This window comes from Rossellomorea aquimaris, from assembly GCF_020172085.1.
In the GTDB taxonomy this organism is placed as follows: Bacteria; Bacillota; Bacilli; order Bacillales; family Bacillaceae_B; genus Rossellomorea; species Rossellomorea aquimaris_E.
In genome coordinates this window covers 313647-326868 of the sequence record NZ_JAIVAT010000007.1, presented here as the reverse complement: position 1 = coordinate 326868, position 13222 = coordinate 313647, and the positions used below count along the sequence as shown (strand labels likewise).

The 13222-nt window shown below is 44.9% G+C and carries 13 protein-coding genes; 4 read left to right on the top strand and 9 right to left on the bottom strand.

Annotation, left to right across the window (positions count from 1 at the left end; translation table 11 throughout):
* Positions 1-305: 305 nt before the first annotated feature.
* On the bottom strand, positions 306-488 hold the full coding sequence (locus tag LCL96_RS14155; protein ID WP_169212263.1) for an SE1561 family protein: 183 nt from the start codon (positions 486-488) through the stop codon (positions 306-308).
* 115 nt (positions 489-603) lie between these two features.
* Here LCL96_RS14155 and yfkAB point away from each other — a divergent pair, with 115 nt between their 5' ends.
* Positions 604-1731, top strand: a complete 1128-nt coding sequence (gene yfkAB, locus LCL96_RS14150) for a radical SAM/CxCxxxxC motif protein YfkAB (protein ID WP_224942094.1) — start codon at positions 604-606, stop codon at positions 1729-1731.
* 236 nt (positions 1732-1967) lie between these two features.
* Here yfkAB and LCL96_RS23715 read toward each other — a convergent pair whose 3' ends face one another.
* The 7 genes from LCL96_RS23715 to cax form a co-directional block, all read right to left on the bottom strand.
* Positions 1968-2186: an IS3 family transposase gene (locus LCL96_RS23715; RefSeq protein WP_224942093.1), complete on the bottom strand. Its 219-nt coding sequence runs from the start codon at positions 2184-2186 to the stop codon at positions 1968-1970.
* Entirely contained in the window at positions 2161-2799 is a 639-nt protein-coding gene (locus LCL96_RS14140; RefSeq protein ID WP_224942092.1) for a DDE-type integrase/transposase/recombinase, read from the bottom strand. Before LCL96_RS14140 ends, LCL96_RS23715 begins: the two co-directional genes overlap by 26 nt.
* A gap of 122 nt (positions 2800-2921) precedes the next feature.
* A complete protein-coding gene (locus LCL96_RS14135; RefSeq protein WP_224942091.1) occupies positions 2922-3233 on the bottom strand; it encodes a helix-turn-helix domain-containing protein in 312 nt (103 codons plus the stop codon).
* A gap of 349 nt (positions 3234-3582) precedes the next feature.
* Positions 3583-3756 carry a hypothetical protein gene (locus LCL96_RS14130; RefSeq protein ID WP_224942090.1) on the bottom strand — a complete coding sequence of 58 codons (174 nt, stop codon included), beginning with the start codon at positions 3754-3756 and terminating at the stop codon, positions 3583-3585.
* Positions 3757-3865: 109 nt separating this feature from the next.
* Positions 3866-4714 carry a YfkD famly protein gene (locus LCL96_RS14125; protein ID WP_224942089.1) on the bottom strand — a complete coding sequence of 283 codons (849 nt, stop codon included), beginning with the start codon at positions 4712-4714 and terminating at the stop codon, positions 3866-3868.
* Between the two features lie 233 nt (positions 4715-4947).
* The gene (locus LCL96_RS14120) at positions 4948-7473 is read right to left on the bottom strand and encodes a hypothetical protein (RefSeq protein ID WP_224942088.1); all 2526 of its coding nucleotides are present in this window, start codon (positions 7471-7473) and stop codon (positions 4948-4950) included.
* Positions 7474-7599: 126 nt separating this feature from the next.
* Positions 7600-8664 (bottom strand): calcium/proton exchanger, encoded by a 1065-nt coding sequence (cax, locus tag LCL96_RS14115; RefSeq protein WP_224942087.1) that lies wholly within the window; start codon positions 8662-8664, stop codon positions 7600-7602.
* An 87-nt stretch (positions 8665-8751) separates the two neighbouring features.
* On the opposite strand from cax, the gene LCL96_RS14110 reads away from it, so the two are divergent.
* A complete protein-coding gene (locus LCL96_RS14110; RefSeq protein WP_224942086.1) occupies positions 8752-9165 on the top strand; it encodes a pyridoxamine 5'-phosphate oxidase family protein in 414 nt (137 codons plus the stop codon).
* Positions 9166-9356: 191 nt separating this feature from the next.
* Here the strand turns inward: LCL96_RS14110 and LCL96_RS14105 are convergent, their stop codons facing one another.
* Entirely contained in the window at positions 9357-9740 is a 384-nt protein-coding gene (locus LCL96_RS14105; RefSeq protein WP_224942085.1) for an OsmC family protein, read from the bottom strand.
* A gap of 129 nt (positions 9741-9869) precedes the next feature.
* On the opposite strand from LCL96_RS14105, the gene LCL96_RS14100 reads away from it, so the two are divergent.
* Both LCL96_RS14100 and LCL96_RS14095 read left to right on the top strand, forming a co-directional pair.
* Positions 9870-11054, top strand: coding sequence for an MFS transporter (locus LCL96_RS14100; protein WP_224942084.1), 1185 nt, complete (start codon positions 9870-9872; stop codon positions 11052-11054).
* Between the two features lie 213 nt (positions 11055-11267).
* Positions 11268-13184, top strand: a complete 1917-nt coding sequence (locus tag LCL96_RS14095) for a heavy metal translocating P-type ATPase (protein ID WP_318246431.1) — start codon at positions 11268-11270, stop codon at positions 13182-13184.
* The last annotated feature ends 38 nt before the right edge of the window (positions 13185-13222 follow it).

Here is a 13222-nt window from a genome sequence, read left to right as displayed (position 1 = left end):
TAATAGTTGGTTTTGTATTAAAGTTAGACATGTTGTTGTGGAAATCCTGCTTGTGCATGCTTGTCTTGGGGAGTGCATAGAATGGAGAGTCGGGGTTATCGGAGGTTGGGGGATTTATCGGCCGTTGTTTTTGGATATCAACCGTATTTTCATTTTATCGACCTTATTTTCAATTTATCAACCTTTCATTTCAATTTATCAACCGAAATCACTCAGATACCGACCGTTCTGCAAAAAACAACAAAATCCGCAACACCTTTCCACCAAGGTCCGTCCCTCAAAAAAAAGAGCCCTACAAAGGACTCCTATTCATTCTTCTTAAATTGTTCGCATTTTACTTCTATGTCATCGATCATGGCGATCAGGCGATCGATATCCTCAATGTCCGCTTGTTCAGGGTCGATTGAATCCAGAACGTCGACGAAAAGGTTCAGGCGTTGTTTCAGATAGCTCACTTGTGAGTCTTTATCGTTGATAGCTTTACCCAAGAGTTCTCTCTCCTTTCAATACGTTTACTATGGTAACCAATAACTTTCCGATTGACAAGGGCTGACCCTTTCTCAATAATGGATAGATGACTGAATCATAAAGGAGCTTTTACGAATGAAAACTGACACTCTCTCCAAGAAAATGTCGATTGATCATGATCCTTGGGAGGCTTACTTAGATGTGGATGAGCACGGAGATATTACGCTTTCCAATATCGAATTCACCACTACCACGCTCTGCAATATGAGATGTGAGCACTGCGCCGTCGGATACACTTTGTCACCGAAGGACCCGAGTGCCCTTCCCATTGAACTGATCCTCGGAAAATTGGATGACATCAAAACACTTCGTTCTCTTAGTATTACCGGCGGAGAGCCGATGATGTCAAAGAAATCCGTTGAAAATTATGTCTTACCTTTACTGAAGTATGCTCATTCCAGGGGCGTACATACTCAGATTAATTCGAATCTGACCCTGGATCTGGATCGCTATTTAATGATTGCACCATATTTGGACGTCCTCCACATCTCCCATAACTGGGGAACCATCGACGAATTTATCGATGTCGGATTCGCCAATATGGAACGAAAACCGACGAGGGAGCAACGTCAGAAGCTGTTTGACCGCATGATTGAAAACAGCCGAGCCCTATCTGAACGCGGGGTGCTCGTTTCAGCGGAAACCATGTTAAATAAAAACACTCTGCCGTACCTCGAGAAGATCCATCGCCAGGTTGTCGATGAAATGAAGTGCGGACGCCATGAAATCCATCCAATGTATCCGTCTGATTTTGCTTCAAGCCTTGAGACTCTTTCATTAGAAGAAACTCGTGAAGCAATCCGGAATATTCTTGCGTTCCGTGATGAAAATGTGTGGATGTTATTCGGTACACTGCCCTTCTATCCATGCAGCTCTTCACAGGAAGACCTGGATTTCCTGAAGGAACTTTACAGTGCTAGAAATGTGAGCGTCCGGAATGATCCCGATGGCCGTTCCCGTCTGAACGTGAACATCTTTACAGGAGATGTCATCGTGACCGACTTCGGTGACACGCCGCCACTCGGTAATATTACGACAGATACGCTGCCTGAAATTTTTGATAAGTGGAAAGGGCAGCCACTCGCGAAAGAACTGAACTGTCACTGTCCAATGGCCCGCTGCCTGGGTCCGAACGTACTTGTGAAGTCGATGTATTATCAGGATGTAGACTTTTCGAAGCGTGAAGCAAAGATTTCCCGTTAATAATGACGTCGAGAGCTCAAATCTGTTATGGATTTGGGCTTTTTTATGATATTGGGTTCTGGTATGGGGGGGTTGGGTACTTCTTTATGAATGAATTGGGCCGCTTTTGGGGCTTTTTGGGCCGGTTTCGGTTTGACCCCCTAATTCCTAACGTTTACTCCATGGGTCTTAATTGTTCTTAGTTTTTCATTTTGTTTTTCCTTCCTCGCTTTAGTGAAGAAGGAAAAACCTTCATTTTAAAGGCTTAAAGCCATTTCTTCAGGAAAACCACTATCTTTGTATTTCTCATAAAACTTCACGGGTGACATTCTTCCAAGGCTCCCGTGATATCTACGGTGGTTATAGAATTCCATAAACTCATCAATTTCGTAATATGCTTCTTCAAAATAGGTAAATTCGTATCGCCTGAATAAATCTCGTTCCAAAATACTAAAAAAAGGATTCGATATAGGCATTGTAGTTTGGTGATCTCGGAGGAATCCGTTCATGAAAAACGTTGTTTTTCTCACAAAACTCCCCGAATAGATTACTGATAAATTGCGGACCATTATCTGTTCTTACCACAATGCAATGTCGTCCATTAGAGTCATCAATAACCTGTAACTGTCGTCTAATAATGGCTTCATTAAGCATTCCAGTTATGTCTTTGGCTGTACACCTTGGTCCTCTGTAATATCCAACGATGGAGCGATCGAAGACATCAATTGCACATGCGACAAAGAAAAATCTTCTGCTTCCAACGATGTTTCCATACTTAATATCAAGCTGCCAAAGTTGATTAGGGGCAGTTATAATACGGTTCCGGACAAGCCGTTTAGGGTATTTAGGATTTCCCTGTCGTTGTGGAAGTAGAATTCCTAGTTCTTTGCACAACCTAGCTACCTTTTTATGATTAATTTGAAGGTCATGTTCATCTTTTAATAATTGGGTGAGATTCTTTATACCATACGTGGCACCGTCTCCCTCAATGGCCTCCATCAAGAATTCTTCAATTTGCTCATCTGGGATGAAATCTCCTGAATTGGTCATTGAATACCCTGGAATTGGGCGGCCCCTTTTCTCTACCATTTCAACTGGTTCCTCAATCGCATTATGGTAATAATACAGGGATCTGTTTGTCCCTGTGACCTCTGTCAGCTTAGTAATATGAAACCCCTCCCTTGCCCATACTCGAATCTCTTCTAAAACGCTTATGGCCGGTATTGGGTTTTTTTTAATAAGTTTCTAAGCATCGCAACTTCAAGTTCTTTTTCGCCAAGCAGTTTCATAGCTTGTTCATATTTTGCTTTTAGTTCTTCTTTAGAAGGCTCAGTGGATAGGACAGCCGAAGATGGATCTTCCATTTGAATACGTACTTCATCCTCATATTCCTTGATCCACCTTGTCAAAGTGGACCTTGAAATTCCAGCATTTCGAGAAATAGATGAGTAATTCCCACTCTCTAAAGCCATCCGGACATAATTTCTTTTTACTTCTTCTAAGGCTTCAATCTTTTTCGACATGGAACAGCCCTCCAAAATCCCTCTGTATTTATGGTTCTAGTGTACTGTTTTAAGTACAAATGTGTCCAAAGGAATTAAGGGGTCGTAAAGGTTTCTATCAAAATTGGGCCACTTTCCTTATTTAATGGGCCACTTTTAACAAAATACGGTCCACTTCACTGATGTATTGTGCCAAATTGTGAACACCCAGCTGCTACCTCAGATTCCCCTCTATAGGTCCGTCCCTCTAAATCACCCAATAAACCCTTATACAGCGCAATTCCTACCTCCAAAACCAAGGTCCGTCCCTCATAGAACCCTCATCTATTTCAAAAAAAAAAACACAACGGATATTTATCCGATGTGCTTTTTATCCGATGGGTTTGCGGTCGTTGGTTTGAACGAGTTTATCGAGTGCCGGATCCATGACGGTGTATTTTTGTTTTTTGATTTCGGCATAGATTTTGGCTCTTCTGGCTCCGAACCATACGCGCAGAGTGATGAATGCCACTAGCAGACCTCCAAAGATTAGAAGATACTCCATGATATTACTCCCCTCCTTCAATTCTGAATATTCTAATTATTATAACATATTAAAGAAAATAATAAAAGAGTGAAATAAGGGTTTACCCGATTTCACTCTTCTTTAAACATTATCTTGGTGTTTCGCTTGCCATGAATCCGAAGTGAACGTGATCCTGAACCGGAATCCAGGCTCCGACTCCTTGAGACGTAACGTTTTTTACGACGATGGAGCGTTTGGTTCCTTTCATGACGAGGTATACTTCCCCGTAGGTTACTTTCCCTTTTTCGTTGATAGCAGGAGCATATGCATACAGGTAACCAAGTCGTTTAGGTGAGATGTTATACACTTGGTCCTTCTTTGTCCCTGCTCCTACAATGGTCTGGAATGCGAGGGGCAGCTTGGATTTATCCATGGCCCTGATGAGCATCATTTTTTCCACATCATCGGCATGGGGAACCTTCGCCGTGAGTCCACCCTTAACGACCTTTTGTGCTTCCTGGACGTAGTGAATCTGATAATTGTTTTTTCCTCCACGGTTATCAAAATAATTTGTATTCACTTTTTGATACTCCCAGTTCGGAGATGTTTCCGTTGAAGCATAATTCAACGGCCATTCCCCGAGATAGATTGTGGCGCGAAGTCCGATCGTCGGTGCTTTATTAACTGTGGACTCGTTTAACATGCGGATCAGGTTTGGATTTTCGATTCTCACATTGGAGGTTTCGATCAGTTCCTGAGACCATTCGCTCGGTTGAAGATACGGCTGATCCTGTGTGGAATTGGGATACGTATTCTCCTTAGCGATATTTAGAACTGAATTAGGGATCTTTATGCTGGTATCTTCTCTAACTTGCGGAGCTTTCTCCGCTGCTTTTGGTTTTTCATTGGACTTTTTAGAGCTGCTTTCAGCATGTATGCCTGTTGTTGCAACAAAAAATGCGAGAATGACCATAAGAACAGTGCGCATTATTTTCATCAATTTGACTCCTTTCAATCTTAGCTTAAGGGTTTGCCGTTAGTTTTTCCTAGAACCATCACCTTATCCAAAAAACTTTATTTGAAAGAATATTTACAAAATTCTAATTTTACTTTATACTAATGAATGAAGAGAAAACGTTAGGCTTCTCCTACAAAGCATACTGACGTTTTCAATCATTCCTACATTCCCTAAAAAAGCAGTGGAATCCATAAATGGATTCCACTGCTTTTTTATTCATCACATAAACAATTTAGATTGATGCAATATGGCTTTGAAACAATCTTCTTTCCTTCCCATAAGATGAATGCTCTGACGGTAATACTTTCATTCATCCCTTGCTTAGGGTTTATCTCTGTTGAATATTCCCCGTCTTTTCCTGTCATAGCAGGGTTGGGCTTGATAATTTGTTTTAACTGTTCTTCTAGTACTTCAAAAAACACTTCTACATTCTCAAGGGGAGATTCATCGCATATTACTTTACCGGTTATACATGCTCCATCGCATTCCACCATATCAGGCGCACATAGGGTCAATTCAGGTTTCCTGCAAATTTCGCATCCGGCCCAGACAAATGCCTTATCTGAAATCATCGTGCCTTCCACTAAAGCACTCGCGAAATAAGGGACGTCTTGAAAGATTGTATTCGGAGGTACTGAAGCTTCACTCAAAAACCTGCCGTTTCCATCTGTTTTTACAACCCTTTTCGAAAACTGAAGAATGGGACTGTTCAAGACAACCTCAACATCGGCAAGGGGCATACCGTCACACGACACTTCCCCCTTCACTTTTCCACAGCAATCAATTCTGTCTATTTTATCGAGTTTGACCGTCGGGTGCAGACATGTGCAACGAATCTTAACCTTTTTCATTTCTGTTGCCATTTCCATTCCTTTGATTTCTGCCGTCGCCCGGATTTCAGCTTCTTCCGATACATGAGAATGAGGGATCAGCTTTGCTTCATACTCTCCATTGTTATTTGTTTTCATCCCATCGGGGGTTATGGTACCAACATCAGGTGTAATCTTCAGCTTGATGTCTACACCGGCAACCGCCTTTCCATTACAGGTGAATTTCCCCGTAATGGGTGCACCACAGCATTCGATGCAATCTGGTATGCAGAGGGTCAGCTCCGGCTTCTCACATATGCGACAACCGGCCAGAATGAATACCATTTCAGAAACCGCTATTCCATCTACCATGGCTGTTGCTGTAAATGGTACCTCCTTAAATGGTGTATTTGGAGGTACAAAGGCGAGGGTCGAGAATTCGCCATTCTCATCTGTAACCACGATATCAGGCTTGAACGTGATCACTGGACTTGAAAGAGTGACTTCCTGATTCGCCAGTGGAACTCCTTCACAGGAGAGATAACCTGCAATGATCCCTTTACAATTAAGTTTTTTTATTTTCTGGATATCAATCTTCGGATGTTTACAACGACAATCAATCGCGACCTCTCCAGACGCTACAACCTGTTCCCCTTCAACCGTTGCCTTCGCTTTGATTAAGATGGTTTCCTGGACCCCGAGTTGCGGTCTGATCATGGTGACATACCTTCCATCTTCATCGGTGAATGCCGGATTTGGATCCACCTCCACTCCATCAGGTGTCGAGGAGATGACGGTAAACGATATCCTGGCACGCTGAATGGGTTTGCCATCGCATGTCAGCCTTCCGAACAGTTTTGCTCCTTCACAGGTTACGGTCTCACACGGAACTTCAAGCGTTAACTTCGGCTTTCGACACTTTTTACACCCTGCTATTACGGTATCACTGTCACTGATTGTTTTGCCTTCAATTTCCGCTGTTGCTGTATAGGAAGCCGTTTGAAACGGAGTTCCTTTTTTCACAGTGACAACAGAGGAAAATCTTCCGTCCTCATCCGTTATTGGATGCGGTGTTTGGAACGTCAGGATGGGTGAACCCGTCAGTGTGACCGGTATATGTGCCAGGGGAACACCATCACAGGTGACTTTGCCTGATACGGTGGCGTGGCAGTCAATTTTTTTCAGCTTCTTTAGCTTGATGGCTGGATTCTTACATTTCACACAGCGCACCACCACTTCCCTCGTTTCCGAGCACACCTTTTTTCCTCCGATTTTTGTCACAGCTGTAATGCGAATGGTTTCATTCACATCAGGAAACGGAACCAGAGTTGCCGTGTATCTTCCATCACTCTGTGTTATGGCAGGATTAGGAGTGATGACGACTCGGTTGGAATCGGAGTCAATGATGAAGGTGATGGCTGCATTTCCGATTGCAAGCCCATCGCACAATAACCTACCCCTGATCTTTGTTCCTTTACAGCCAACAGGACAAGGAATGGGATCTAACGAGAGGTCAGGATTTTTACATTTGATACAGTCCACTCTTACATAAATGGAATCACTGATGGTCTTTCCAATGACGACAGCCGTAGCTGTAACTTCGACATTTGGTGTAATCGGAGTCCCGGGTGCAACGGTCACCTTCGTTGAAAAACGACCCGTGCTGTCGGTGACCGGTGTCAGATCATCAAAGACCAAAAGACCCATAGGCGAAGATGTCAAAGTGACCGTCACACCTTGAAGGGGCTGAAAATCACACAACACTCTTCCACTGATGATGCCTTTACAGCTGATGATACCGATATCGTCTAATTGTATGGTTGGATTTTTACACCCTTTAAAGGGAAAAATCCCTTGACATCCTCTAGGAGGTAAATCAATTTTGCAATCGATGACTTTACCGTTCGTCGGTTTTTTCTTTTTTTTCACGCTACTCATTCCTTTGCACAGAAACTCTCTTGGTATCTTATTCAGAAATGGGTAGGCGGTTCTCACAAAATAATTTCCTTGCAATAGAAAAAGCCCCGGCAGGGAAACTGCCGGGGCTTTTTTGGATTACAGTAAATAAAAACCGATTCCCATGATGAAGTAAGCGGCAAGCAAGGTCAAACCTTCAAACCAGTTGGTTTCCCCATCATTTGAAATGATCACCGTGAGTAAGACGGCGGATACCATGGCCACGAGTTCAGGTAACGTAAACACGAGTGACATGCTTTTTTCGAAACATAACGAAGCCAGGACCAGCACAGGTGCCACAAACATCGCGACCTGTAAGGTGGAGCCGACAGCAATTTCCACTGCGACATCCATCTTATTTTTATACGCCATAATGACCGCTGAAGCATGCTCAGCCGCATTTCCGACGATGGCGACGATGATGACCCCAATGAAGAGTTCGCTCCAACCGAACGCTTCCCCTACTTCTTCAAAGGTATGGACGAGTCGTTCAGATACATACGCAACGGCGAGGGTCGATGCAGCGAGGATAAGTAACGCTTTCACCTTGCTCCATTCAGGTTCCTCGTCATGACCGTGGGCACCATCTCCACCTTCACTCTGATTCTGATACACACCGCGATGAGTGACGAGTTTGAAGAATAGGGCGAATAAATAAAGGAGAATCAAAATGATTGAGATCCCGATGGAAAGACTCATCGTTCTCCCTTCATTCATATCCATGGAGAACACTTCGGGAATGACGAATGCGACGATGATCGCAAACATAAGAAGACCAGAATTATGACGGGCGTCGAACACGTTGAATTTCTGGCGCTTGAACTTGACCCCTCCGACGAAGAAGGAAAGTCCGGCGACCAAAAGCAGATTCCCGAGGACGGACCCTGTCAGGGAAGCCAATACAACCCCGATCAAACCGGCTTTCAGCGCAAAGATGGAAATAATCAATTCAACGGCATTACCGAATGTGGCATTTAAGAGTCCGCCGATGCGGGGACCCGATACAACGGCCAAGCTTTCCGTCGCCCTTCCCATGAAGGCTGCCAGTGCGATGATCGTGACACAATAGACGACGAACATGATGACACTTGGCCAATGAAGCAGGGAACCGATCACAGAAACCGGGACACCTGCGAATACAAGCAGTGTAAATACTTTATTCACGTTAACGATCCATCCTTTATCAGAAATTTGGTTAAAACCGTCCTGATTAGACACATTATAGATAGAACCCAATTTGGAGGGACATTCATGGCACATTCATTGAAAGATAAAATAGTAGAACTGTTTTCCCATCATAAGATCGGCACCCTTGCCACCATCCGTGACAACAAACCGTACTCACGTTTTATGATGTTCGATCATGACGATCTTACTCTCTACACGGCAACCAACGAACATGCCCATAAGGCGGAAGACATCGCACAGAATCCTAATGTGCATATCCTTCTCGGGTATGACCGTGACTCTGATCATGAACATTATGTAGAAATTGAGGCAGAAGCGTCGGTAGAAGACTCTTCGGAACTGAAAGCGAAATTCTGGAACGAAAAGCTTAAGCACTGGATCGCAAGCCCGGACGACCCGGAATATCTGCTTCTCAAACTCATCCCCAAAACCATCCTCTACTACGAAAAACCTGGCAGCGAACCCCAAGAGCTGTAGAGGAGATCGTTCTGGAGAGGGACGGACCTTTGAATCGGTAGAAACCACTATTCTTTTCTCACCATTTAGAGGTCCGTCCCTTATCCACCACACATTTCACTTGATGTGCACCATCTATGAGGGACGGACCTCTACAAATCCGAAACACTCTTGTTACAACTCTCAAGAATAGGTCCGTCCCTCACACTCCATTACCCCACCAATTCAAACGTTTCTTCAATCTTGATGCTGTCTTGAACAGATTGCACCATGGAGCAGTTTTTGCGTGTGAGCTTCATGGCTTTTTCGATTTTCGCTTCGTCAAGGTCCGTCCCTTTGATCGTGAAGTGGAGGGAGATGGCTTCTACGCGGTTGGCTTCGTCTTCGTTGCGGGTGACGTCGGCTTTGATGTGGATGTCGTCGAATTGGATGCGCATCTTTTCCAGAACTTTACGAAGTACACCTCCACTGCAGACGGCCACGGATGATACGAGCAGCTGGAACGGACGGAATCCATATTCTTCGTTACCCGATACCTCCAGTTTTCCAAACCCTAAATCTGTGTAAAATCCGCCTTCTTGCATTTTATATTCCATTTTTTCTTCATTCCTTCCTTTATATGTTAGTAGATGTTTTGATTTTACTCTATTCATCCCGTATTGCCAAACATTGCAATTGAGGGTACCATCAAAGAAGATATTTACTACGATTGGGAGTTCTGACAAATGAATCAAACATTATCCTTCCGTTTCAAGGTCCTTGTTGGGATCGTTGCCATTTCCGGTTTTTCACAAGGAATGCTCCTTCCCCTCATCGCCATCATATTCGAGCAGGACGGCTTGTCCTCCTCCCTGAACGGATTAAACGCAACAGCCCTTTACATCGGAATTCTGCTGGCTTCTCCTTTAATGGAACGACCCCTGCAGAAAATCGGATACAAACCGATGATCATCATAGGCGGCATTGTCGTCGCTGCATCACTCTTATTGTTCCCGGTATGGAAATCCTTCTGGTTCTGGTTCATCCTCCGCCTTCTGATCGGAATCGGTGATCACATGCTCCATTTCTCTACCCAGACGTGGATCACGTCGTTTTCACCGAAAGAGCATCGCGGACGAAACATATCCATTTACGGAGTTTCCTTTGGAATCGGATTCGCCGTCGGACCGATGATGACTCAGCTCATCACGATCCATCAGGCATTGCCGTTCATCATTTCTTCATTATTAAGTATCACGGTATGGATGTTTGTCTTTAAGTTACAAAATGAGTACCCTGAGGAGCAAAACATCGGCAGTGCTTCGTTCCTGGGATCATTTCAACGATTCGGGAAGGTTCTCAAATATGCATGGGTGGCCCTGTTGCCTCCCCTCGGATATGGATTCCTGGAAGCTTCCTTAAACGGAAACTTCCCTGTTTTTGCCCTACGAAACGGTCTTTCCATTGAAGCCGTAGCGATCCTTCTCCCTGCATTCGCCGTGGGAAGTATCATCTCACAGGTGCCCCTTGGCATTCTGAGCGATAAATATGGCAGACAAAATATCCTCCTCATCGTCATGATGATTGGATTTCTCTGCTTCTCGGCTGCCGGAATTGTAGCCGGGTCCACCATCGGACTTTTTATCTGTTTCACATTGGCCGGCATGGCCGTCGGGTCGACGTTTTCCCTCGGCATCAGTTATATGACCGACCTTCTTCCGAAAGAATTACTGCCTGCCGGAAACATCATGTGCGGAATCTTCTTCAGCTTCGGCAGCATGATCGGCCCGTTCATCGGCGGAGTCACCATCGACTGGCTCAAGGGCTCAAGCTTCTTCTACTTGATCGCCAGCATGATGCTTGTGATTTTTATGAGCTTACTCGCCTTTTCGCTGCAAAGCAGGCGTAGAGAAATAACCCAGAATAACTAGCACAAAAAGCTTCCCATCCACATATACATGTGGTAGGATTAGATTATAATAATTACAAATTACAAATTTCATATATTATCAACTAAGAGCACGTGCCGTTTTGCTGTCACCTTTCACTGGTGGCAGCTTTCGTCGTTTTATAGGGGTAATGACGTTGATTATTATTCTCAATGAGAAACGCCCATTTTCAATTAATTAAAGGAGGAACACACTATGAGCTCACAATCCAAAGCACTATCCATGGGGACAACGAATGATAAAATCCACTTCCTTGAAAAAATAAAACCTCATGCGGAATTGATCGCCGCCCTCATCAGCGGTGTGTTTATACTACTCGGATGGTTGACATCAAATGATGACTCGAGCATGAGCATCATCTTCTACCTCCTTGCCTTTGCCATCGGCGGTTTTGCCAAAGCAAAAGAAGGCATCGAGGAAACCATCGAAAATAAAGAACTGAATGTGGAAATGCTGATGATCTTTGCCGCTGTTGGATCCGCCATCATCGGGTACTGGACGGAAGGGGCGATCCTCATCTTCATCTTCGCCGTCAGCGGTGCCCTTGAAACGTATACGATGAACAAAAGCCAGAAGGAAATCTCCGCACTCATGCAGCTGCAGCCGGAAGAAGCATGGCTCGTTACAAGCTCAGGGGAAAAGAAAGTCAATGTTTCAAGCCTTGAAATCGGGGATCATATCCTCATCAAACCAGGTGAACGGGTACCAACCGACGGAGTCGTCGTAAGAGGAACGACTTCCATCGATGAAGCAGCAATTTCCGGTGAAGCCGTACCTGTTTCAAAAGGACAACGGGATGAAGTCTTCGCGGGAACGGTCAACATCAACGGCGCCATCACAGTAGAAATGACCAAACCGAGCAGCGAAACCCTTTTTCAAAAAATCATCGACCTTGTCCAATCGGCTCAAAGCGAAAAATCCCCTTCCCAGCAGTTCATTGAACGCTTTGAAGGAACCTATGTCAAAATCGTGCTCGCCGTTGTATTCCTAATGATGTTCCTCCCTCACTTCCTTCTCGGATGGAGCTGGACGGAAACATTCTATCGGGCCATGGTCCTCCTTGTTGTCGCTTCACCATGTGCCCTGGTCGCAGCCATCATGCCGGCGAGTCTTTCGGCCATCTCAAACGGTGCCCGTCACGGAATCCTTTTCAAGGGTGGCGCCCACCTCGAAAACTTGAGTAACATCAAAGCGATTGCCTTTGATAAGACAGGAACATTAACGAAAGGTAAGCCCGTTGTGACGGATATCCTGGTCGCCAACAATATGAGTGAAGAAGAAGTGTTGAGCATCGTGGCATCGATTGAAAACCAATCGAATCACCCACTTGCGCAAGCCATCGTCGGTCACGCCACCCGTGAGCTGAACGTGGAACTGACTCAGCCTGATTCTCTTGAAGATGTATCCGGATGGGGAGTCAAAGCCCTTATGGACGGATCGGAATGGAAAATCGGGAAAGCAGATTTTGTGGATAAACTGTTGGCAGAACAGTTTATGAACGGTGCATACGGACGAATTGCCGCAGAAGGAAAAACGACCGTATTTGTTGCAAAAGAGAATGAAATCGTTGCTCTCATCGCGTTAAAAGACGTGGTCCGCAATGAAACCATAGAAGCCTTGAAGCTCCTGGAAAAAGAAGGCGTCGAGACGATCATGCTGACCGGTGACAATGAAAAGACAGCCCGTGCCATTGCAGAAGAAGCCAAGGTCTCAAGCTTTATTGCGGAGTGCCTCCCTGAAACGAAAGTAGACGAACTGAAGAAACTGAAACACCAATTTGGTACGGTCGGAATGGTCGGAGACGGCATCAACGACGCCCCTGCCCTAGCAACGGCCAACGTTGGGATTGCCATGGGCGAAGGAACGGATGTCGCCTTGGAAACAGCCGATGTGGTGTTAATGAAAAACGACCTGACCCGGATTGCCGAAGCCATCAAGCTTTCGAAAAAAATGAAGCGCATCGTCCAGCAGAACGTCGTGTTTTCCATCACGGTCATCATGCTGTTGATCGCCTCTAACTTCCTTCAGATCCTCGACCTCCCATTTGGAGTCATCGGACATGAGGGTAGTACGATTCTGGTTATTCTAAACGGCCTGAGATTGTTGAAATAATATGTAGGGCATCCAATCTTGAAGATTGGGTGCTTTTT

Bases quoted from the DNA above. Each gene is read 5' to 3' on its own strand.
- yfkAB (WP_224942094.1), top strand. From the start codon at position 604: ATGAAAACTGACACTCTCTCCAAGAAAATGTCGATTGATCATGATCCT.
- LCL96_RS23715 (WP_224942093.1), bottom strand. From the start codon at position 2,186: ATGCCTATATCGAATCCTTTTTTTAGTATTTTGGAACGAGATTTATTC.
- LCL96_RS14140 (WP_224942092.1), bottom strand. From the start codon at position 2,799: ATGGTAGAGAAAAGGGGCCGCCCAATTCCAGGGTATTCAATGACCAAT.
- LCL96_RS14135 (WP_224942091.1), bottom strand. From the start codon at position 3,233: ATGTCGAAAAAGATTGAAGCCTTAGAAGAAGTAAAAAGAAATTATGTC.
- LCL96_RS14130 (WP_224942090.1), bottom strand. From the start codon at position 3,756: ATGGAGTATCTTCTAATCTTTGGAGGTCTGCTAGTGGCATTCATCACT.
- LCL96_RS14125 (WP_224942089.1), bottom strand. From the start codon at position 4,714: ATGAAAATAATGCGCACTGTTCTTATGGTCATTCTCGCATTTTTTGTT.
- LCL96_RS14110 (WP_224942086.1), top strand. From the start codon at position 8,752: ATGGCACATTCATTGAAAGATAAAATAGTAGAACTGTTTTCCCATCAT.
- LCL96_RS14105 (WP_224942085.1), bottom strand. From the start codon at position 9,740: ATGGAATATAAAATGCAAGAAGGCGGATTTTACACAGATTTAGGGTTT.
- LCL96_RS14100 (WP_224942084.1), top strand. From the start codon at position 9,870: ATGAATCAAACATTATCCTTCCGTTTCAAGGTCCTTGTTGGGATCGTT.
- LCL96_RS14095 (WP_318246431.1), top strand. From the start codon at position 11,268: ATGAGCTCACAATCCAAAGCACTATCCATGGGGACAACGAATGATAAA.